Origin of the sequence: Labedella endophytica (assembly GCF_003990045.1) — a bacterium.
In the GTDB taxonomy this organism is placed as follows: Bacteria; Actinomycetota; Actinomycetes; order Actinomycetales; family Microbacteriaceae; genus Labedella; species Labedella endophytica.
The window spans coordinates 229,972-250,873 of record NZ_RZGZ01000002.1; the positions used below are offsets into that span (position 1 = coordinate 229,972).

Here is a 20,902-nt window from a genome sequence, read left to right on the forward strand (position 1 = left end):
AGGAGAGGTGCGCACAGGCAACGGTTAGGTTCCTCAACCGTTGTAAAGGTAACGTATCTGATTGTGCATGTACTCAGCGTGAGCAGCCTCAAGGGAGGCGTCGGCAAGACCACCGTCAGCCTCGGTCTGGCTTCCGCCGCGTTCGCGAAGGGGATCCGCACGCTCGTCGTCGACCTCGACCCGCAGTCGGACGTCTCGACCGGCATGGACATCTCGTTGTCCGGCCGACTGAGCGTGGCGGATGTCCTCGCGTCGCCGAAGGAGAAGACGGTCAGACAGGCGATCACGCCGTCGGGCTGGACGAAGACGCACGCAGGCACGATCGACGTCATGATCGGCAGCCCCTCAGCGATCAACTTCGATGGTCCGCACCCCTCGATCCGAGACATCTGGAAGCTCGAGGAGGCACTCGCCCACGTCGAGTCCGAGTACGACCTCGTGCTCATCGACTGCGCGCCGTCGCTCAACGCCCTGACGCGCACGGCCTGGGCCGCGAGCGACCGGGTGAGCGTCGTCACCGAGCCGGGACTCTTCTCGGTCGCCGCGGCCGACCGTGCGCTCCGCGCCATCGAGGAGATCCGACGCGGACTCTCCCCCCGGCTCCAGCCCCTCGGCATCATCGTGAACCGTGTGCGGGCCCAGTCCCTCGAGCACCAGTTCCGGATCAAGGAACTCCGCGACATGTTCGGGCCTCTCGTGCTGTCCCCCCAACTCCCCGAGCGCACCGCGCTCCAGCAGGCGCAGGGAGCCGCGAAGCCCGTGCACATCTGGCCCGGCGAGAGCGCTCAGGAGATGGCGAAGAACTTCGACCTGCTGCTCGACCGCGTCATGCGGACGGGACGTGTCGGCGAGTACGCCGAGCTCACCGCTCCGAAGGCCTAGCGGACACTCCACGCCCGCGCCTCGCGTGGTCTGTGAGGGACGACTCGATGCTCCGGACCGGCTCACGTCCAGGGCACTCGTCCGACCCGAGGGCTACGGCTGGACGCGGCGCCCTCGAGCTTCGCGAGCGTCCTCGGGGCGGACGGGCGGCCCCGAGAGCACGTGGTGGGGTGCGGGTGGTCAGGCGGTGCGGGCGGCACGGCGAGCGGCGAGCTCGTCGACGGCGTCGAGCGCCTGCGGCTCGAACTCTACGAGCGTGGACTCCACCTCGCGGAGGACCTTTCCGACCGCGATTCCGAAGACACCCTGGCCACGGCTGACGAGGTCGATGACCTCGTCGTTCGACGTGCAGAGGTAGACGCTCGCACCGTCCGACATGAGGGTCGTCTGCGCGAGGTCGTTGACGCCCGACTCGCGCAGCTGGTTGACGGCCGTGCGGATCTGCTGGAGCGAGATCCCGGTGTCGAGGAGGCGCTTGACGAGCTTGAGAACGAGGATGTCGCGGAAACCGTAGAGACGCTGGGATCCCGAACCCGCCGCACCGCGCACGGTCGGTTCGACGAGGCCGGTGCGAGCCCAGTAGTCGAGCTGGCGGTAGCTGATCCCGGCCGCCCGTGCCGCGACGGCCCCGCGGTATCCCGCTTCGTCGTCGTGTGTGGGGAGCCCGTCGGTGAAGAGGAGCCCGAGATCGTAGCGGCTGTCCTGCCCGCGACCGGCGGCGTTCTGATCGCCGGGTCGACTCGTGTCGCCGGGTCCGCTCATCTCACTGCCCTTCTCGGTGTCTCACTCATCGAACGGGATTCAGCACCCTGTCGGGTGCGAACATCGTCCGGGCTGTCCTCCTACGCTATCGAGCGCGGGCATCTTCCTGTCAGACATCCGCCTCATACCGTCGGCGTGTCGGAGCGACGGGGCCGAAGCGGAAGCGGTCCTCTCAGTGTAGGTCTCCGCCGGGCGGTGCACCATGCCCTCCGGAGCGTCGGCGGACGATGCGACACGTGGGCACCGGCGAAGCGGCCGGGCCTCAGCCGGAGAACCGACCGAGCGCCTGGCGGATGAGACTTCCCCTGACCGTCTCGAAATGACCCGCGATCTCTCCGGAGATCTCCTGCGCCTTCGCGCGGCTCGCCGCGTCCCCCCGCTTGGAGATGGGCATGAGCGCGCTCTCGATGAGGGCGAGTTCCCTCTCGGCGGCGGCGCGGAACCCGCGCAGGTGCCGCGGTTCGATCCCCGAGCGCTGCAGTTCGACGAGCGCGCGCAGAACCTGCACCGTGTCCTCCGTGTAGGAATCGGACGGTGTGATGAGCGATGCCGAGATCGCGTCGCCGAACAGGTGAGGGGTGGCCCCCGCCTCGGCTATGACATCCTCTCGCCCCAGCCGTCGCGCGGCCGGGATGATGCTCTGGACCGACTCGCCGGCGCCGGCGCCGGGAATGGCCGGATCCTTCCCGGCGTCGAGATCGGACAGGTAGGACCGGATGACCTTGAGGGGAAGGTAGTGGTCGCGCTGCATCGAGAGGACGACGCGCACTCGTTCGACGTCGGCCATCGAGAACTTGCGGTAGCCGGAGCGCGTCCGCGACGGGAACACGAGACCCTGCTCCTCCAGGAACCGGAGCTTGGAGTTCGTCAGTTCGGGGAACTCGCCCGCGAGCCGGGCGAGGACCTGGCCGATGCTGAGGAGAGCCTCGGACGACGCCGGCGCCGGCGTGCGAGCGGCACGTGCCGGCACGCTCTAGCGTCCCGCGCTGGTGGCGAGGTCCGCCCGTGATGCGAAGAACGTCAGCCGGAACTTCCCGATCTGCACCTCGGCACCGTCTCGAAGCGGCGCCGAGTCGATGCGCGTTCCGTCGAAGTAGGTCCCGTTGAGGGAGTTGAGGTCGCGGATCTCGAAGGAGGTGCCCGTGCGCAGGAACTCGGCGTGACGCCGTGAGACCGTGACGTCGTCGAGGAAGATGTCGGCGTCCGGGTGACGGCCTGCCGTGGTCACTCCCGTGTCGAGGAGGAAGCGAGCGCCCGAGTTGGGACCACGACGGACGATGAGGAGGGCTGAGCCCGACGGAAGCGCCGCGACAGCCTCCTGTTCCTCCCCCGACGCCTGCGAGTCGAGGGCACCCAGCGCTTGGCTGAACTCCTCGCCGTAGCCGACCGTGGTCTCGGCTCGCTCGGGTGCGCCCTGGACGGAGCTGCGCACGAATGCGCCCGTCGGCGGGTTGTTGTCGTCGGGAATCGTCACCGTGTACCTCCTAGGGCTCAAGCGTATCGGATGACGGAGCACCGCCCGAGCGGCTTTCGCGTCGGATCCGGATGGTGTCCCTCAGATACACGAGGCCGGCCACCCAATAGAGGATCGCTCCGAGGACCGACACGGCCGTTCCAAAGGGTTGGGCGACGGGAGAGATGGCCGGGACGCCGGCGGCGAGCATGAGCACGGGCAGCCCGATGAAGAGGCACGCCGTCGCGGCCTTGCCTACTCGATTCACGGGAAGAGCGCCGTGCCCGGCACCGACGAGCACGATCGCGACGACCACCAGGAGGACGTCTCGAGCGAGCACCGCCACGACCAACCAGGCGGGGATCAGTTCCCGCACCAGGAGACCGAGCACCGCGGCCAGGATGTAGAGACGGTCGGCAGCGGGGTCGAGGATCTGACCCAGGCGGGTCACCTGATTGAAGCGGCGTGCGATGAAACCGTCGAGGAAGTCGGTGAAGCCGGAGACGGCGAGGGTCACGAGAGCGGCGATGTCCTGCCCGTCGATGAGGAACAGGAGGAAGACGGGCACGAGGGCGAGCCGGACGAAACTCAGCAGGTTCGGGATCGTCAGGATTCTGTTCGTCGGGGCCGGAGGCTCTGATGGCACCATACGTCCAGCCTATCGACCGGGCCTCGACCCCCGCGATCGCCGCGGAGCGGAAGCGAGCCACTCCGATGCCCGAAGATCCACTGGCTCATCCGGCCATCGCCACCCTAGGGTGGAGGCATGAACCCGAGCCCCCTCGAGCCCGGTGACGCCGTGTCGCCGGGCCCGCTCCGTTCGACGCGCCACGCCCGGCGCCGAGCGGTCCCCCTGGCGATCGTGCTCGCCTCCGTCCTCGGGATCAGCGTGGGCGCGGTGGCGTTGCGCGGCCAGACCCCCGTCGAGGAGGCGACCGTCGCGAGCGGGCACGACGTCGTCGTGGAGGTCGCGAGCGTCGACACCGATCTCCTCCCGTTCGCCGACGCCTGGAACCGCGTGGACGACGCGGAACGCCCGTTCGTCGTCACCGTCCTCGGGGATTCGACCGGCAACGAGCAAGGGGAATGGGTCGATCGTGCTTTCCGCACGCTCGCCGAGGAACTCGACCGACCTCTCGTCGAGCACCCGTACGACCTCACGACCGCTCGCTACGGTACGGAGATCACGTCGAACACCGACGCCGACGGTGCGCCCCTCATCGTCTGGAATGGATCGGCGAGCGGCAAGACCGCCGCCTACTCGCTCGCCAACTACGACACCCTCGTTCCGGTTCAGCCGGACGTCGTCATCCTCAACCACGGCTTGAACAACGTGCGGAACCCCGACGCCGTCGGCGGTGAGTTCTCCGACATCCTCACGCGGACCGAGCAGTCGTGGCCACGATCGGTCGGCTACGCCGCGATCCTCGAGAACCCGCGCTTCGACGATTGGGCCGACGCCCACACCGCCGTACTCGAACGCGTCGGGACCTGGCTCGAGGATCGGCCGTTCGTGCTCGGAATCGACGCGCACGGGGCGTACCTCGCGCGATCCGACGTCTCGAGCCTGTTGACCGTCGACCTCCTCCACCCGTCCCCGGCCGGGTCTCAGGTGACCGCCGACACGGTCCTGAACGCGATCGCTCGGGCGTCCACCGGTGACGAGGACGACGCGCCGGCCGATCGCACGGCGGCGACCGGAGGTGACTCGTCGACGGACGATTCCGACCTCACCCCGTGAGCGCGGCGGCCCGGAACGACGACCGCTCCGGCCTCACACCCTGAGGAGGCGCCGACCCGCGTCGTCGAGGACGGGAGCAACCCGCTCCAGGTCACCGTCGAGAGCGGCGCGCACGAGGGCGCCGTCCCGGAGCATGTGGATCTCCTCAGCGGCGCGACACGCATCCGACACGCCGAACCGCTCGGCGAGGGTGGCGAGTTCGTCCTGCACCCACGCGCGATGACGCGCGACGGCCCGACGCACGGGGTGGCCCGCGTCCGCGTACTCCGCTGCGGCGTTGATGAAGGGGCAGCCGCGGAACCCCGGGTGGACGCACGCGTCGACGACGGAGGCGACCCACCAGTCCCAGAGAGCAGCATCGTCGAGTCGTGCCCGCGCTTCGCGATACAGCGCCCGCTCGTGCGCGGAGACCTCCTCGAGGTACGCGAGGACGAGATCGTCCTTCGTGGCGAAGTGCCGGTAGAACGTGACCTTCGACACGGCCGATTCGGAGATCACGCGATCGGCGCTCACGGCACGCACGCCGAGGGTGTAGAACAGGGAGGACGCCGCATCCATGATGCGGCGTCGCGCGGAGGATTCCGGGCGGGATGTCGTGTCGTCCACGGCTCTCCTCTGGTCCGTCGAAGCGGCGGTCGGACGCGTTTGCAATGGCGTCCGATGAGTGGTCTACTGATGTAGACGTACTAGTCACTCTACATTAGGAGATCCGATGACGCAGGGCGCAGAGACGCAGACAGCACCGACAGCCGAGGCCGTGTACACCGCTTCGGCGACGAGCACGGGAGACGGCCGCAACGGCCACGTGCGCACGAGCGACGGCATCCTCGAGGCAGACCTCGCGACGCCCACCGAGATGGGCGGCCGCGGTGGCGCGACCAACCCGGAGCAGCTCTTCGCTGCCGGGTTCTCCGCGTGCTTCCACTCCGCCCTCAAGGCCGTGGCCTCCCAGCACGAGGTGTCCACGAAGGACTCCGCCGTGACGGCCGACGTGGGCATCGCACCCCGCGAGGACGGCGGTTTCGGGCTGTCCGTGACGCTCCACGTCGAGCTGACGGGAGTCACCGAGGAGCAGGCCAAGGCCGTCGTGGACGCAGCGGACGCCGTCTGCCCTTACACCCACGCGACGCGCGGCAACATCCCCGTCGCGATCGAGATCGACATCGTCTGACCGATGGGACTCCACGAGGGCGCCGTCGCGCCCGATTTCTCGCTCCCCGGAGTGCAGGTCAAGGACGGCTTCGCGCGTCGCAAGACGTACACGTTGTCCGCTGAACGCGGACACCCCGTCGTCCTGGCGTTCTATCCGGGTGACGAGTCGGCCACCTGCACCGCGCAGCTCTGCTCGTACAGCGAGAAGCTCGCCGACTTCACCGAGCTCGGCGCCCAGGTGTGGGCGATCGGGTTGCAGGACCTCGGCAGCCACGAGACCTTCGCGATCAAGGACGAGGTGACCCTTCCGCTCCTCTCCGACACCGACGGGAGCGTCGTGGACGCCTACGGCATCCGACTGCCCGGCCTCGGCCTCCGACGGTCCGTGTTCCTCGTGGGTGCCGACGGCCTCATCAAGTGGAAGCACGTCGCTCTCGTGGGGGCCACGTTCCGCAGCGCCGGACTGATCCGCGAACAGCTCGCGAAGCTCTGACAAGCGGGGGCGCCCCCACGGGGCATGCGCCCGTTCCTAGACTGGACGAACAATGAGTACACGCGAAACGTCGACCGCCCCCGTGCCCCTGCAGTGGGTCGGTCCGATCAAGATCTCCGGCAATGTCATGACGGGCAGCCAGGAGGTCCCCCTCGCGACCTACGAGACGCCGCTCTGGCCGTCCGTGGGCCGTGGGGCCAAGATCTCCACCCTCGTCGAGAAGGGGATCGTCGCGACCCTCGTGGACGAGAGGATGAGCCGATCCATCCTGCTCGAGGCCGACGACGCTCTCGCGGCTGTGAACGCGATGGCCTACCTCCGGGCCCACGACGCCGAGCTGCGTGCGATCGTCGCCGAGACGAGCCGCTTCGCGCGTCTGATCGACATGCACCACCAGATCGCAGGCAACCTCCTCTTCGTGCGCTTCGAGTTTTCCACCGGTGACGCCTCGGGGCACAACATGGTGACGCAGGCGTCCGACCGACTCATGGACCACGTCCTCGCGAACGTCAGCGGGGTCCGATACGGGTCGATCTCCGGCAACTTCTGCTCGGACAAGAAGGCGACGGCCGTGAACGGAATTCTCGGTCGCGGCAAGAACGTCGTGACCGAGATCCTCATTCCCCGCGCGATCTGCAGCCGCTGGTTGCGGACGACACCGGAAGCCGTCGTCGCCCTCAACGTGCGGAAGAACCTGATCGGGACCATGCTCGCCGGCGGGCTCCGCAGCGGCAACGCGCACTACGCCAACATGCTGCTCGGCTTCTATCTGGCCACGGGTCAGGACGCGGCGAACATCGTCGAGGGTTCGCAGGGGATCACCCACGCCGAGGTCCGCGGCGACGACCTGTACTTCTCGTGCACCCTCCCGAACCTCATCGTGGGCTCGGTGGGTAACGGCAAGGGGCTGCCGTTCGTCGAGGAGAACCTCGAGCGGATCGGCTGCCGGGAGGACCGCGAACCCGGCGAGAACGCGCGCCGTCTGGCGGTCCTGTGCGCCGCGGCGGTGCTGTGCGGCGAGTTGTCCCTCATGGCCGCACAGACCAATCCCGGCGAGCTCATGCAGTCCCACTTGCAGATGGAGCGCTCGCCGCAATCCGCCTAGGCCCGCTCGACGAACCCCCTTCATCGACGGCACGGCGCCCCGTCACTCACGGCGGACGCCCACCGGGCACCCAGCAATCACCGATAAACTCGTGGCCACGTCCAGCCTCTCGCGGGCGACGTCAGACCACCGGCGACGATGCCGACCTCAGCGGTCCGGCGGTCCATCCGTCGGGAAGACCGTGACCCCCCGGAGCTCCTCAGACGATGCTCCACCAGACGCAGAGAAACCGGACGACCCCCATGCAGCTCGGCATCGAGAACATCTCCTTCGCCACCTCGGAGTACGTGCTCCCCCTCGCCACCCTCGCGGATGCGGTCGGAGTCGAGGTCGGCAAGTTCCACATCGGCATCGGCCAGGAGAACATGAGCGTTCCGGCCCCGGACGAGGACATCGTCACGATGGCGGCCACGGCGGCCCAGCCCGTGCTCGAAGGCCAGGATCTCTCGGCGATCCGCACGGTGCTCTTCGCCACGGAGAGCGGGATCGACCAGTCGAAGGCTGCCGGGGTCTACGTCCACCACCTCCTCGGGCTCGACCAGCGCTGCCGCGTCGTGGAGCTCAAGCAGGCCTGCTACAGCGCGACGGCCGCCCTCCAGATGGCGGTCGCACTCGTCGCGCGCCGTCCCGAGCAGAAGGTCCTCGTGATCGCCTCGGACGTGGCCCGCTACGACCGCGACTCGTCCGGCGAGCCCACCCAGGGCGCCGGTGCCGTGGCCATGCTCGTGAGCAGCAACCCCGCGGTCCTCGCGATCGAGGCCGAGTCGGGGCTGCACACGGCCGACGTCATGGACTTCTGGCGTCCCAACTACCGGAGCACGGCACTCGTCGACGGCAAGTACTCCGTGTCCGTGTACATGGACGCCCTCCGCGCCGCATGGGACGACTACCGCGAGCAGGGCGGCCACGACCTCGCCGCCTTCGACCGGTTCTGCTACCACCAGCCGTTCACGCGGCTCGCGGTCAAGGCGCACCGCACGCTCGCGAAGCACTCCGGCGAACTGACCGATGAGCAGGCCGACGAGCAGATCGCGAACACCCTCGACTACAACCGCCAGATCGGCAACACCTACACGGCGTCGGTCTACATCGGGCTCCTCTCGCTCCTCGAGAACGCCGAAGAGGATCTCAGCGGAAAGCGCGTCGGGTTCTTCAGCTACGGGTCCGGAAGCGTCGCCGAGCTGTTCGGCGGCGTCGTCCAGCCGGGCTACCGCGAGATGCTGCGCACCGCGCGCCACCGCGAGCAGATCCAGCGTCGCCGCGAGATCGACCACGCGACCTACACGCGGCTCCACGCCCATCCCGACGGCCTCGTCGGCGGCGACCACGAGTTCACTCCGGAGACCACGGCACCGTTCCGCCTCGCGGCCATCCGCGGCCACAAGCGCATCTACGAGACGGTCGCGCAGGTGTCGGCCCCCGCGGACGCGTCCGAGGTCGGCGCGTCCGAGACGGTCGCCACGGACACCGCAGCCACATCGCTCTGATCCACGTCGCGGAGTGCCGCCTCGAGGGTGGACGGGACCCCTCCGGGGAGTCGCCATGTCAGGCGACGACCACGTCGAACGCGCTCTCCTTGGACAGCACACCGTTGGCCTGCACCTGCAACGCGTGAGGACCCCCGTGGTGGACCCTCGTCGTGAGGGGGCGGAACGCGTGCGACCGCCCGAATCGACGGGTCTCCCCCGCCGCGAGCGTCGCCGAGGAGAGTTTGAACACCTTCGGTGAGAGCGACCCGTTGGCCTTCCGGTAGTGCACGACGTAGTCGAGGACGATGCGCGCAGGCGCAGTCCCGTCGTTCCGGACCTCGACGTCGAACGAGAGTTCGCCCGGTACGGTGACGGAGGTCGCCGACAGCACCGGTGTCGAGACCGTGAGATCCGATGCGGTGAAGCCGAGCACCGCGAGAGCCCCCGGGTCGCCCTTCTTCACCAGCGTCCTCAACCCGTGCTTCACGACCCACGTGCGCTCGCGCGGCACCTCGGCGCCGTCCATCCATCGCCGTGCCACGTCGACCACGAGGGACGGGTCGTGCCGCGCGATGTCGTTGAGGTGGTTCGCGACGGAGCGCCTGACGTACTCGGAGTCGTCGTCGCGGAGCGCTTCGAGCACCGGGACGAGGTCCAGGGAGCGACCGAGGAGTGCCGGGACCCGGACGGCCCACGGCAGATAGGGACGCGTTCCCTCGCTCGCGAGGCGGCGGACGTGCTCGTCCTCGCTGTGCACCCACTCGCGCACGGCCGCGAGACCGCGGTCGAGGTCGGCGATGAGGAGGCGTCTGATGGCGAATTCCGACGTGAGCCGGGGCGTGAGTTCGGCGAGGAGGGCGAGGGCGTCGTCGAACGCCGCGGGTGATCCGTCCGCGAGGGCGAGCGTGACGGCGCTCTCCGTGACCGGCCAGATCGTCCAACCCCGGAAGAGCTCGGACGCGAGCGCTGTGCGATAGGCCGCCGCGGCGACTGCGTAGTCGTTCCCGACGTCGGCACCGAGGGCGCGGGCGACGAGATCGCTCCGGGCCTTGAGCGCGTGGGACTCCAGCGATGCGTGTACCGCGCCGAGGGCACCCCATTCCCTCGATGGGTCGGCGCGGAGCAGCTCGCGGCGGAGCCCGTCCACTGCGTCCCGCCCGATGAATTCGTCGAATGCACCCATGCGTCTCCCTCGTCCCCTGGAACCCTATCGACGACGACCGACGACCGACGCCCGGTCCGCCCGCGCTCGTCAGGAGTCGGCGCGCTTGGCGCGGAACACGGACACCCTGACCGACACCGTTGCCGCCACCGGATCGGGAAGCGAGGCGAGGGAGGCGGCGATCGTGTCCGCGTCGGCGTGGTGGCCGCTCGGCCCCATGAGGACGTCGTCGATCGCGTCCGCCCGATTCAGATCGATGCGGTACTCGAGCACGTCGGAGCCCATCGCTTCGAAGTCGGCGAGCTGACGATTGAGCCGCTCCTCCTTGCGTTCGTCCACTCGGACGAGTCCGACGGCCGCGACGAGTTCGGCGAGGTGCCTCGGCGTGGGCGTCACGACGACGAGGAGTCCGCCCGTACCGAGCACGCGAACCGTCTCCGCCGGGTTCCTCGGCGCGAAGAGGCTGAGCACGACGTCGATGCTGCCCGAGCGCAACGGGAGCGCAGCCCACGCGTCGGCCGCCACCGCGGCGGCACGGGGATGACGGCGGGCCGCGCGCTTGAGGGCGGGTTTGGAGGAATCGATGACGAGCCCCGTGAGCCCCGGCCGCGCGTCGAGCACGCGCGTCAGGTGGTGCCCGGTCCCGCCCCCGACATCGACGCATACGCCGGCCGTCGATGGCACGGCATCGACGACGGCGTCGGAGACCCGGTCGTAGTGGCCCGCCGAGAGGAAGCGGTCGCGGGCCGCGATCATCTCGGCCGAGTCGCCCGCCACGGCGCGGCCGACGACGAGGGAGGCGTATCCCTGTCGGGCGACGTCGAAGGCGTGACCGGTGGCGCACAGCACCGACGGTCGCACCGCGACGACGTCGGCCCCGCAGAGGGGGCACGCGAGCACATCGGCGACGAGGGCGAGCGGCTCGGTTCGATCATCCATGGTCCTCACGATGCTACGGGCGTCCGAACGGGTGCGCGGACGCAGGCACGCAAGGGGGTGCCCGACCGTGCGCGCCGACGTAGCCTCACGACATGACGAACAACACCGATCCGACCAGCCCGACCGAGCCCGGTTCCGGTCTCTCCGACGAGCAGCAGACAACGAAGGACCGCAGCTACAGCCCCGGCAGCGAGAGCGAGACGGAGGCGAAGCAGGCGGACCCGATCCCCGACACCGTCGACGACGACATCGATCGTGACGACATCGTGGTGGCACCCGGGACCGGTGGACCGGACGACGTCGGAGACGTCGAGGTGGATCCCGCCGATCTCAACATGCCCCACGACACCGGCGCGCACTGAACACGGGCGACGGGACTCACCCGCTGCCGACGTTCCTCGCGGCGCGAGCGAGGAGTTCCGTCGACGCATCCAGGTGATCCCGGATCGCGTCCGTCCCCCGCTCCTGCACCTCTGAGAGGAGGGCGCGGTGGTCCGCCGTGAGACGAGCGGTCTCGAGCTCCGGGCGGATGTGGCGGAGGAAGACGAGCAACTCGGCGTCGAGGCCCTCATAGGCCTCCGTGATCCGTCGACTCGACGCCGCCCTCACGATGGCCGTGTGCACGCGCGAGTGCGCGCGCTCGACGGACATGTCCACGTCCGATCCCAGGCACGCGCGCTCCAGCTCGTCGAGGGCGTCCACGATCGGGCCGGTGACGGTGGGTGGCCAGCGTGTCCCGTGACGGCTCCGCAGCAGGCGGACGGCCTCGCTCTCGAGCGCGCACCGCAGTTCCTGCAGCGCGACGAGGCCCTCGGCGTCGATGCGGGCGACAGCGACCCCGCTGAACGGGATCGACGTCGCGAGGCGTTCGGAGACCAACTGGGCGAGCGCCTGGCGCACCGTATGACGCGAGACGCCGTAGTGCGCCTCGAGCTCCGTCTCCCGCAGGGCCGATCCCGGGGCGAGCGCTCCGGAGCGGATCCGCGAACCGAGGTCGTCGGCGACGCCGTGCGCACGGGTCGGACGCGAGGAGCGGACGCCGGTCACGCGCCGTCTCCCGCCGAGGCGCGGCCGGAGCGCGCGATCCGTGGCCAGGGGACGACGAGCACGACGATCGCGAGCGCGATGACAACGACACCCGCGAGAGCGGAGAGCCCGAGTCGCTCGCCCAGGAGCAGGAGACCGAGGAGCGCTGCCGTGAGGGGCTCGGCGAGCGTGATCGAGGACGCCGACGAGGCGGACAACCCGGCGAGACCCCGGCCGAACAGGAGGTAGGCGACGGCGGTGGTCACGACGCCGAGCCAGAGCGCGACGGCGACGCCGTCGACGGTCGTCAGCCACCGCAGATCGGTCCCGAGCGCGAGCGGGATGCTCGCGAGGGCGGCGAGGCCGAAGAGCGCCCCCATCGTCCACGCGGGGTCTGCGCCGCGGGTGATGAGGACCTTGGCGACGAGCGCGTACACGCCGTAGCTCGCCCCCGCGAGGAGCGATCCACCGAGACCGGCGGGGTCGACTGTCACCCCGGCCTCGGTGCCGCTCGCGAGCAGAGCGACACCGCCGACCGCGACGATCGTCGCCACGGTCCAGACGAGTCCGGGGAAACGTCTCGAGACGATCCACTCCGCGATCCCCGTGAACACGGGAGCCGAGCCGAGGGCGACGATCGTTCCGACCGCGACGCCGATACGGGTCGTGCCGAGGAAGAACGCCGGCTGGTACGCGACGACGGCGAGAGCACCGATCACGACGAGCGCGACGGTGGGGATCCTCCGGGTGGCACCGTCGCCGTCGGGAGGAGGAGGTGGGCCGGACGGCCGGCGCACGAGGAGGAGACCGCCGAGGATCGCTCCCCCGAGGACGATGCGGATCGCGCCGGCCCCGACGGGCGAGACGTCCGCCGGACCGAGCGCCAACGCGGTCCCCGTCGTGCCGAAACACATGGCGGCCAGGAGGACGAGGACGGCGGGCACGAAATATTGTTACACAATCCGCAGCGCCACGACCCGCATCACCCGACGAGGCCCCACAACAGACGGGCGGCGATCAGCAGCATGACGATGGCGACGCCGCCGTCCACGACGCGCCAGGCGCCGGGCTTAGCGAAGAGCGGCGCCAGGAGGCGGGCGCCGAAGCCGATCGCGGCGAACCACACCGAACTCGCGACGACCGCACCGAGGCCGAACCACCAGCGCTCGTCTCCATAACCCGTCGCGATGGACCCGAGGAGGACGACGGTGTCGAGGTAGACGTGCGGGTTCAGCCACGTGATGGCGAGACACCCGGCGAGCACACTTCCCCATGGCGCGCGTTCACCGGCGGTATCGGACGCGAGCGCGGTGGGGCGCAGCGCCCGACGCACGGCGAGCCCGGCATAACCCACGAGGAAGGCCGCGCCTCCGATCGTCGCGACGGGAACGAGCCACGGCAGCGCTGAGACCGCGCCACCCACGCCGGCGACGCCCACGGTGATGAGGACCGCGTCCGAGACCGCACACGTGGCGATGACGAGCACGACGTGTTCTCGGCGAATTCCTTGGCGGAGCACGAAGACGTTCTGCGCCCCGATCGCGACGATGAGCGAGAGTCCGAACGCGAGTCCGGAGAAGAGGGCGATGAGGGTCGTGGGCACGTCTCGACGCTACGGAGCAGATCAGGAAGGGTCCAACTAAACATTCTTACGTTCCATTAGCATCATTCATGTGGATCTGGATCTCGGACAATTGAGCGCCCTCGCAGCCGTCGTGGACACCGGTTCGTTCGATGCCGCGGCGCGCGAGTTGCGCGTCACGCCGTCGGCCGTGAGCCAGCGCATCAAGTCGCTCGAACGGTCCGCGGGTGCCGTGCTCGTGCGCCGATCCCGTCCGACTACGGCGACGGAGGCCGGCGCCTCCTACGTGCGCCTCGCGCGCCAGATCACGGCCCTCGGGCGCGAGACCGAGGACATCGTCTCCCCCGGGCGATCAGGCCTGCCCAGCGTCTCCCTCGCCGTCAACGGCGACTCGCTCGCCACCTGGGTCCTCCCCGCGCTCGCCCCCCTCGCGCACCGCGTGACGTTCGACCTCCATCGCGAGGACCAGGACCATTCCGCCGACCTCCTGCGGGACGGCCGGGTCATGGCGGCCATCACGACCGATGCGATCGCCGTGCAGGGATGTTCCGTCGCCCTCCTGGGGACCATGCGCTACCGCGCGATGGCGTCACCGGCCTTCGCCTCCGTGTTCTTCGCCGACGGCGTGACGCCGCTCGCCCTGGACCGGGCACCGATGCTCGTCTTCGACCGCCGGGACGAGCTGCAGGACCGCTACCTCCGAGCGACCGCCGCGACGGCTGCTCCTCCCCGGCACTACCTCCCGTCCTCCGCCGACTTCGCACACGCGGTGGCGCTCGGCATCGGGTGGGCGATGCTGCCGGACGGACAGAGCATCGACGCGGAGGATCGGGGCGAGCTCGTCGACCTCGACCCGGGCCGTTCCATCGACGTCCTGCTGCACTGGCAGCAGTGGGAGATCGCGACGCGGGCGCTCGACGACACCGCCCGCGCGCTCGCCGCTGCGGCGCGGGCGCACCTGGATCAGCCCCGCGGGGCGTGAGTCCGCGCGACGCTTCCGGTCGGGGACTCCTCAGTCGCGCGCTGCGAGGGCGTCCCGGACGAGTCGGCGCTGCACCTTGCCGATGAGCGACGTGGGCAGCTCGTCGACGACGACGATCCGCTTGGGCACCTTGTATGGCGTGAGGGACGTGCGCAGGGATGCGCGGGCGTCATCTGCCGAGAACTCGGCGCCCTTCTCGAGCACGACCGCCGCGACGACCTCCTCGCCGGAGTGCGCGCTCGGCAGCCCGACGACCGCAGCGTCGGCGATACCCGGGAGGCCGCGGAGCGCCTCCTCGATCTCACTCGGCGCCACGTTGAAGCCGCCCGTGATGATGAGCTCCTTGATCCGGTCGACGATGCGCACGAAACCATCCGAGTCGATCGTCGCGATGTCCCCCGTGCGGAACCAGCCGTCCGCGAAGACGGCGGCACTCTCCTCGGGCTTGCGCCAATAGCCGGAGAACACCTGCGGTCCGCGGACGACGAGCTCCCCCTCCGCTCCGGCCTCGAGCACGACCGTGGGGTCCTCCGGATCGACGATGCGGGCATCCGTTCCCGGGAGCGGCAGCCCCACGGTCCCGGCCTTGCGGGACTCGGCCACGGGATTCGCCATGAGCACCGGCGAGCACTCGCTCAGCCCGTAGCCCTCGACGAGGAACCCTCCGCTGCGCTCCTCCCACGGCCGGACGATCGCCTCGTCGAGCGGCATCGCGCCCGAGATGGCGACCTGGACGCCCGCGAGCGACACGCCTTTCTCGTCGGCCGCGCGCATGAGCCGGTCGGCGATGGGAGGCACGGCGGGGAGGAAGGTCGGAGGGCGCTTCCGCATGACCGCGAGGACCAGGTCCGGATCGAACTTCGGGAACAGGACGAGCCGCGCACCCATGCTCATCGCGAACGTGAGGCACAGGGTGAGGCCGTACGCGTGGAACATCGGCAGGACCGCGTACACGACGCAGCCGTCGCCGCGCGTGATGGTGGGGACCCAGGCCCGCGACTGCGCCGCGTTCGCGCTCAGGTTCCGGTGCGTCAGCACCGCACCCTTCGGCGTCCCCGTCGTGCCGCTCGTGTACTGGATGACCGCGATGTCGTCGGCGGCCGGGTGCGGGACGTCTGCAGCCACACGCCCCTTCCCGATCAAACGGTCCCATGTGACCGTCCCCCTCACCCGCGTCGTGAGCGTGGCTCGGGTGCGCCGGAGCGCGGGCACCGGCAGCCGCAGCGCCGCGCGCTTCACGAAGGGCATTCCCCGCGTGATGTCGACCGACACGATGTGGTCGACGGCGACGTCGCGGGGGAACTCCTGGATCGTGTCGACGACCTTGTCCCACGCGATCGCGACGCGAGCGCCGTGATCCTCGAACTGGTGGCGCAACTCGCGCGGCGTGTAGAGCGGATTGTGTTCGACGACGATGCCGCCGACGCGGAGGATCGCGTAGAACGCCACGACGTGCTCGGGGCAGTTGGGCAGCACGATCGCCACGGGATCGCCGTGCGAGACGCCGATGCGGACGAGACCGGCGGCGGCGCGCTCGATGCGGTCGGCGAGCTCCCGGTAGGTCACGGTCTGGCCGAAGAACTCGAGGGCGATGGCCGTCGGGTACTCACGAGCGGACTGTTCGATGATGTCGACGAGCGAGCCGTCGGGGATGTCGAGGATGGTGGGGACACCGGGAGCGTAGCTCGCGAGCCACGGTCGGGCGTTTTCGGTCGTCACGAGACACCACTCTAGGGAATCGAACGCCCGGACGCGGGGAGCTCGCCCCGCCGTGGACCTCCCGCGGCGGCCGCACCGTCGGCCCATCGGGTCGTAGGGTTGATCGGTGAGCATCGTCCCTCCCCCGCCGGAGCCCGTCTTCATAACGACCCCAGACGCCGTCCGCCTGGCGGTCTACGATTTCGGCGAGCCGAGCGCCCCCGTGGTCCTCGCTCTCCACGGATTCGCGTCGAGCGCGGTCCTCAACTGGCATAACGCCGGTTGGACGCGGGACCTGACGCGCGCGGGTTTCCGCGTGCTCGCTCTCGATCAGCGCGGTCACGGCCGCAGTGGCAAGCCGCGGGATCCCGCCCGGTTCTCGACCGAGCGGCTCGCGGCCGACGCTCTCGCCGTCCTCGATGCGCACCTCATCGACGACGCGCTCCTCCTCGGCTACTCCCTCGGAGCGCGCGTCGGCTGGCAGCTCGCGCGCACGATGCCGGCGCGTTTCCCCGCGGCCGTCCTCGGTGGGCTCCCCGCGGGGGATCCGCTCTCCGGCTTCGACCTCGACGCGGCGCGCGTCTTCGCCGCCGGAGGGCCGTCCGTGGAGGACCGCCTGACCCGGACCTACATCGAGATGGCCGCGGGCATCACGGGAAACGACCTGGAATCGCTCATCGCCCTCGTCGAAGGGATGCGCGGCGGGGTACAACCGGAGGCGTCCGCCCCGCCGATCGTCCCCCTCCTCGTCGCCGCCGGCGACCGGGACCCGGTCCTCGACGACTCGCGGGTGCTCGCCGAGGCGGCCCCCCACGGCGAGTTCCTCGAGCTGCCCGATCGGAACCACTTCTCGGCCCCCACGTCGCGGGACTTCCGGCGGGCGGCCGTCGACGTCTTCTCCCGCACCCTCGCACGGTCCTGAATCGGCCGACAGGACTACTCGCTCCGGTCAGCCCCGCGGGTCCTCCTCCGGACGGATCACCGAGATCGACTGGGTGAACTCCTGACCGCGCTGCTCCGCCTCCGGGCTTCCACTGAAGAGGCCGCGGTGTGCACCGGTCGACGTGTCCTCCGGCCCGCGGGTGCGGCGCGGGGTCGCGTCACCCCCCATGACGACCCGGGTCTTCGGGATGCCATCGGATCCGTGGCGATGCACCCACTCCACGAGCTCTTCCCGCACCTCGCAGCGCAGATCGAAGAGGGTCCCCGCGTCGCGAGCGGAGACGAGCACGCGTACTCGAACGAAGCCGCCCGTGGCGTCGGTCACCTGGAGGACCTTCACGCGCTCGTCCCACAGCTCGCTGCGTTCGAGGATCGCGTCGAGCTCGACGCGCATGTCGCGGGGGTCGATCCGCCAATCCAGGTCGAGCTCGATGGAGCCGAGGAGGTCGCTCGTTCGGCGGGTCCAGTTCTGGAAGGGGGTCGTCGTGAAGTAGGTCGACGGCACGACGAGCCGGCGGTCGTCCCAGATCTTGACGACGACGTAGGTGAGGGTGATCTCCTCGATGAGGCCCCACTCCCCCTCGACGATGACGACGTCGTCGACGCGGATCGCGTCGCTGAAAGCGAGCTGCATCCCAGCGAAGACGTTGCCGAGAGTGGACTGGGCCGCGAGGCCGGCGATGATCGAGACGACACCGGCCGACGCGAGCAGGCTCGCTCCGATCGTGCGGACCTCGGGGAAGGTCATGAGGACCGCCGACGCCCCCACGATCACGACCGCGACGAGGACGAGCCGTCGCACCATCTGGATCTGCGTGCGCACTCGGCGGGCGACGCGATTGTCCGCGACGTCGATCCGGTACCGTCCGGCGGCCTGCGACAACCCGAAAGAGGCGAGCGACCCGACGAGCCACGACGCGAGAACGATCACCGCGATGAGCAATGCGTGCGACGCCATCGGCCACCACGACAGGGAGGCCGGAACCGAGACCGCCGAGGCGATCCAGAGGAGTGACACGAGCACCAGGGCGCGGAAGGGCGCACGGGCACTCGTGAGCAAGCCGCGAGCGGCGGGCTTGCGGCGTGAGACGCCCCTCACGACGAGCGAGGTGATCGTGACGACGGCGAGCGCCAGGGCGACGGCGACGAGCACGGCGACGCCGTACTGCAGCCAGGGGTTCCAACCGGACATGGTCCTCCTCGGCGGATCGGTCCTCCCAGTCTAGGAAGCGGGTCCGCGCGACCCTGGGCGTCACCTCCATCGAGGACGGCTCAGCCACCTCCGGCGCGGTGTCTCCCCCTGTTGCGGGGGGAGTACAGGGCTGGACGATACCGGTGCCGCGGGGACGCCGCCTCCCTAGCGTGGCATCACACCGACCCGGTCTCCGGCCGTCGTCCACGTCGCCCCTCCGGCCGACGGGCCGCCGTACCGGATCCGCTCGACACGAAATGAGGCCCCGTGCGCTCGCACACCCCACCCCGACGTCGCCGCTCGATCGTCCCGACCCTCGCCGTGGCCGCGGTCGGCTCCCTCCTCCTCGGCATCGGCGGAGCGCTCCCCGCGTCCGCCGCCGTCCTCCCTGGCGTCATCCGTGACGTGACCGTGAGCCCGACCGATCCGAGTCTCGGCACCCAGGTGACGACCGACATCGACTGGTGCGTCCCCGACGGGACGCAAGCCGGCGATACGTTCTCCCTGACGCTCAGCGAATACCTCCGGAGCCTTCCCCCCGGTTTCACCCTCACGGATCCAGCCGACGACACCCAGGTCGTCGCGACTGCCGTCATCTCGACGACCGACCCCGCCGTCGTGACGTTCACGATGACCGAGTACGCGGAGACCCACTCCAACGTCTGCGGCTCGGCCTTCATCCGGTCCGGCTTCGACAACGGTCTCACCCCCGGCGAGACCGTCCCGTTCGAGTCCGAGGCGAACGACGGGACGCGCTTCGTGACGGACGTGACACCGCGTGGAGGCGGAGACGGACCGTCCGGTGACGTCGACGAGGCGTTCAAGTTCGGCCGCCTCTCCGACGATCAGGGGCACACCGATCCGAACGACGCCGTGCAGTGGTACGTGGTGACGCCGCGTGGTCCCCTCACGAGCGTCGTGCTGAGCGACGACCCCCCTGCCGGCATGAACGTCGACTGTACGAGCATCGACCTGCTGCAGGGGGAACGGACCGCAACGAACATCGGCGGCACGTTCACCCGGCCGACCGTCATCGTGGACGTGCAGTGCACCGCCGACGCCGTCTCGGTGACGGTCGGCCCCATCCCGGAGGGTCAGGCCGTGCGGCTCGGGTTCAAGATCGACCTCGACGAGGCCACCGGCCCGGAGGGCCACGAGTTCTCGAACACGGCGAACGTCGTCTCGACCGAGCCGGGTGGCGGCGTGCGCACGGACAACCCATCGCGCACCATCGTCAGCGCGACCGGCGGCGGTGGCGGTGAGGGTGACGACCAGCCTTCCGTCGACATCGAGAAGTGGGCGACGGAGGACGGTGCCGCCGACGGCGACTTCGACGCAGAACCGGGAAAGCGCGTCGACGTCGGCACGCCCGTTCCCGTCACGATGACGATCACGAACGACGGCGACGATGCGCTCGAGGACGTCGACGTGATCGATGCGACCGTGTCCGGCCCGGAGATGACAGGCCTGACGTGCGACTTCTCGGCGCTCGGCGGCCCGGCGACGGGAACGACGTGGGACGGACCCTTCGCCGTCGGCGACTCGTTCGAGTGCACGGGCACCGTCCCCGCGATGGAACCGGCGACACTCCACACGAATGTCGCGACCGTCACCGGGACCGGCGCGGCCTCCGGCACCGGAGTGACCGACGAGGACCCGTTCAACACCACCACTCCCCCCGTCCCTTCGATCGACATCGAGAAGTGGGCGACGGAGGACGGCTACCCGGCCGGTGACTTCGACCAGCTCCCCGGCAAGGCCGTGGGCGTCGACTCTCCCGTCGGCGTGACGTTCACGATCACCAACACGGGCGAGGAAACGCTCGCGGACGTGACCGTCGGCGACACGACGGACACCGGTCCCGACGTCACGGGTCTCTCGTGCGACTTCTCTCCCCTCGGTGGCCCCGCGACGGGCACGTCGTGGTCGGGACCGTTCGAGATCGGCGACGCGTTCGAATGCACGGGGACCGTTCCCGGCATGGCCGTCGGCGGAGTCCACTCCGACACGGCCGACGTCAGCGGCGTGGGTGTCGAGAGCGGGACAGCCGTGGGCGACGAGGACCCGTTCCACGTCACGACGCGGCCGCCGGCCGGCGGTCTTGCGGTGACCGGTACGGAGGGCGCCCTGACCATGGCGGGCCTCGCGCTCGGACTGCTCCTCGTGGGGGCGTCGGCGTTCGTCGTCCGACGACGCGGAACCGTCCGCGACTGATCTCGGCTGACCGCGGCTCGGCCCCGCCGTCGCTCCCCGGAGTCGACGGCGGGGCCCGTCCGCGTCGCGACGTCGTCGTCGGGCGGCCGAGGCCGACCGCTCGAATGG

22 protein-coding genes are annotated in these 20,902 nt (G+C 70.0%); 10 read left to right on the forward strand and 12 right to left on the reverse strand.

Annotated elements, in window-relative coordinates; translation table 11 throughout:
- Nucleotides 1-63: 63 nt before the first annotated feature.
- Nucleotides 64-882 carry a ParA family protein gene (locus ELQ94_RS04595; protein WP_127047686.1) on the forward strand — a complete coding sequence of 273 codons (819 nt, stop codon included), beginning with the start codon at nucleotides 64-66 and terminating at the stop codon, nucleotides 880-882.
- A gap of 180 nt (nucleotides 883-1,062) precedes the next feature.
- On the opposite strand, the gene ELQ94_RS04600 is transcribed toward ELQ94_RS04595, so the two are convergent.
- From ELQ94_RS04600 to ELQ94_RS04615, 4 genes are all read right to left on the reverse strand, one after another.
- Nucleotides 1,063-1,644, reverse strand: coding sequence for a MerR family transcriptional regulator (locus tag ELQ94_RS04600; protein WP_166404656.1), 582 nt, complete (start codon nucleotides 1,642-1,644; stop codon nucleotides 1,063-1,065).
- 262 nt (nucleotides 1,645-1,906) lie between these two features.
- Nucleotides 1,907-2,614 carry a transcriptional regulator FtsR gene (gene ftsR / locus ELQ94_RS04605; protein ID WP_127047688.1) on the reverse strand — a complete coding sequence of 236 codons (708 nt, stop codon included), beginning with the start codon at nucleotides 2,612-2,614 and terminating at the stop codon, nucleotides 1,907-1,909.
- Between the two features lie 3 nt (nucleotides 2,615-2,617).
- The gene (locus ELQ94_RS04610; protein WP_424977183.1) at nucleotides 2,618-3,112 is read right to left on the reverse strand and encodes an FHA domain-containing protein; all 495 of its coding nucleotides are present in this window, start codon (nucleotides 3,110-3,112) and stop codon (nucleotides 2,618-2,620) included.
- 16 nt (nucleotides 3,113-3,128) lie between these two features.
- Nucleotides 3,129-3,746, reverse strand: a complete 618-nt coding sequence (locus tag ELQ94_RS04615; RefSeq protein WP_127047691.1) for a CDP-alcohol phosphatidyltransferase family protein — start codon at nucleotides 3,744-3,746, stop codon at nucleotides 3,129-3,131.
- A 117-nt stretch (nucleotides 3,747-3,863) separates the two neighbouring features.
- Between ELQ94_RS04615 and ELQ94_RS04620 the strand changes: the two genes are divergently transcribed.
- The gene (locus ELQ94_RS04620) at nucleotides 3,864-4,838 is read left to right on the forward strand and encodes an SGNH/GDSL hydrolase family protein (RefSeq protein WP_127047694.1); all 975 of its coding nucleotides are present in this window, start codon (nucleotides 3,864-3,866) and stop codon (nucleotides 4,836-4,838) included.
- Nucleotides 4,839-4,871: 33 nt separating this feature from the next.
- Here the strand turns inward: ELQ94_RS04620 and ELQ94_RS04625 are convergent, their stop codons facing one another.
- A complete protein-coding gene (locus ELQ94_RS04625; RefSeq protein WP_127047696.1) occupies nucleotides 4,872-5,444 on the reverse strand; it encodes a TetR/AcrR family transcriptional regulator in 573 nt (190 codons plus the stop codon).
- 106 nt (nucleotides 5,445-5,550) lie between these two features.
- Here ELQ94_RS04625 and ELQ94_RS04630 point away from each other — a divergent pair, with 106 nt between their 5' ends.
- From ELQ94_RS04630 to ELQ94_RS04645, 4 genes are all read left to right on the forward strand, one after another.
- Complete coding sequence (locus ELQ94_RS04630; protein ID WP_127047698.1) at nucleotides 5,551-6,009, forward strand: organic hydroperoxide resistance protein; 459 nt, start codon at nucleotides 5,551-5,553, stop codon at nucleotides 6,007-6,009.
- 3 nt (nucleotides 6,010-6,012) lie between these two features.
- Complete coding sequence (locus ELQ94_RS04635) at nucleotides 6,013-6,483, forward strand: peroxiredoxin (RefSeq protein WP_127047700.1); 471 nt, start codon at nucleotides 6,013-6,015, stop codon at nucleotides 6,481-6,483.
- A 52-nt stretch (nucleotides 6,484-6,535) separates the two neighbouring features.
- Nucleotides 6,536-7,588, forward strand: coding sequence for a hydroxymethylglutaryl-CoA reductase (locus ELQ94_RS04640; RefSeq protein WP_127047702.1), 1,053 nt, complete (start codon nucleotides 6,536-6,538; stop codon nucleotides 7,586-7,588).
- Between the two features lie 242 nt (nucleotides 7,589-7,830).
- On the forward strand, nucleotides 7,831-9,075 hold the full coding sequence (locus tag ELQ94_RS04645) for a hydroxymethylglutaryl-CoA synthase (protein ID WP_127047704.1): 1,245 nt from the start codon (nucleotides 7,831-7,833) through the stop codon (nucleotides 9,073-9,075).
- A 58-nt stretch (nucleotides 9,076-9,133) separates the two neighbouring features.
- Here ELQ94_RS04645 and ELQ94_RS04650 read toward each other — a convergent pair whose 3' ends face one another.
- Both ELQ94_RS04650 and ELQ94_RS04655 read right to left on the reverse strand, forming a co-directional pair.
- On the reverse strand, nucleotides 9,134-10,240 hold the full coding sequence (locus tag ELQ94_RS04650; RefSeq protein WP_127047706.1) for a DNA alkylation repair protein: 1,107 nt from the start codon (nucleotides 10,238-10,240) through the stop codon (nucleotides 9,134-9,136).
- A 69-nt stretch (nucleotides 10,241-10,309) separates the two neighbouring features.
- Nucleotides 10,310-11,158, reverse strand: coding sequence for a putative RNA methyltransferase (locus tag ELQ94_RS04655; RefSeq protein ID WP_127047708.1), 849 nt, complete (start codon nucleotides 11,156-11,158; stop codon nucleotides 10,310-10,312).
- 92 nt (nucleotides 11,159-11,250) lie between these two features.
- Between ELQ94_RS04655 and ELQ94_RS04660 the strand changes: the two genes are divergently transcribed.
- Nucleotides 11,251-11,520 carry a hypothetical protein gene (locus tag ELQ94_RS04660; RefSeq protein ID WP_127047710.1) on the forward strand — a complete coding sequence of 90 codons (270 nt, stop codon included), beginning with the start codon at nucleotides 11,251-11,253 and terminating at the stop codon, nucleotides 11,518-11,520.
- A 16-nt stretch (nucleotides 11,521-11,536) separates the two neighbouring features.
- Here the strand turns inward: ELQ94_RS04660 and ELQ94_RS04665 are convergent, their stop codons facing one another.
- From ELQ94_RS04665 to ELQ94_RS04675, 3 genes are read right to left on the reverse strand one after another with little or no spacing between them, the layout of a single operon-like run.
- Nucleotides 11,537-12,205 (reverse strand): GntR family transcriptional regulator, encoded by a 669-nt coding sequence (locus ELQ94_RS04665; RefSeq protein WP_166404657.1) that lies wholly within the window; start codon nucleotides 12,203-12,205, stop codon nucleotides 11,537-11,539.
- A complete protein-coding gene (locus tag ELQ94_RS04670; RefSeq protein WP_243696862.1) occupies nucleotides 12,202-13,128 on the reverse strand; it encodes a DMT family transporter in 927 nt (308 codons plus the stop codon). The genes ELQ94_RS04665 and ELQ94_RS04670 overlap by 4 nt, the downstream gene beginning before the upstream one ends.
- A gap of 38 nt (nucleotides 13,129-13,166) precedes the next feature.
- Nucleotides 13,167-13,787, reverse strand: coding sequence for a LysE/ArgO family amino acid transporter (locus ELQ94_RS04675; RefSeq protein ID WP_127047714.1), 621 nt, complete (start codon nucleotides 13,785-13,787; stop codon nucleotides 13,167-13,169).
- 70 nt (nucleotides 13,788-13,857) lie between these two features.
- Here ELQ94_RS04675 and ELQ94_RS04680 point away from each other — a divergent pair, with 70 nt between their 5' ends.
- Nucleotides 13,858-14,748 carry a LysR family transcriptional regulator ArgP gene (locus ELQ94_RS04680; protein WP_127047716.1) on the forward strand — a complete coding sequence of 297 codons (891 nt, stop codon included), beginning with the start codon at nucleotides 13,858-13,860 and terminating at the stop codon, nucleotides 14,746-14,748.
- A gap of 30 nt (nucleotides 14,749-14,778) precedes the next feature.
- On the opposite strand, the gene ELQ94_RS04685 is transcribed toward ELQ94_RS04680, so the two are convergent.
- On the reverse strand, nucleotides 14,779-16,467 hold the full coding sequence (locus tag ELQ94_RS04685) for a long-chain-fatty-acid--CoA ligase (protein WP_243696863.1): 1,689 nt from the start codon (nucleotides 16,465-16,467) through the stop codon (nucleotides 14,779-14,781).
- Between the two features lie 106 nt (nucleotides 16,468-16,573).
- Here ELQ94_RS04685 and ELQ94_RS04690 point away from each other — a divergent pair, with 106 nt between their 5' ends.
- The gene (locus tag ELQ94_RS04690) at nucleotides 16,574-17,368 is read left to right on the forward strand and encodes an alpha/beta fold hydrolase (protein WP_127047718.1); all 795 of its coding nucleotides are present in this window, start codon (nucleotides 16,574-16,576) and stop codon (nucleotides 17,366-17,368) included.
- Nucleotides 17,369-17,395: 27 nt separating this feature from the next.
- Here the strand turns inward: ELQ94_RS04690 and ELQ94_RS04695 are convergent, their stop codons facing one another.
- Nucleotides 17,396-18,580 (reverse strand): mechanosensitive ion channel family protein, encoded by a 1,185-nt coding sequence (locus ELQ94_RS04695; RefSeq protein WP_127047720.1) that lies wholly within the window; start codon nucleotides 18,578-18,580, stop codon nucleotides 17,396-17,398.
- Nucleotides 18,581-18,847: 267 nt separating this feature from the next.
- Between ELQ94_RS04695 and ELQ94_RS04700 the strand changes: the two genes are divergently transcribed.
- A complete protein-coding gene (locus tag ELQ94_RS04700; protein WP_127047722.1) occupies nucleotides 18,848-20,794 on the forward strand; it encodes an Ig-like domain-containing protein in 1,947 nt (648 codons plus the stop codon).
- Nucleotides 20,795-20,902: the final 108 nt, after the last annotated feature.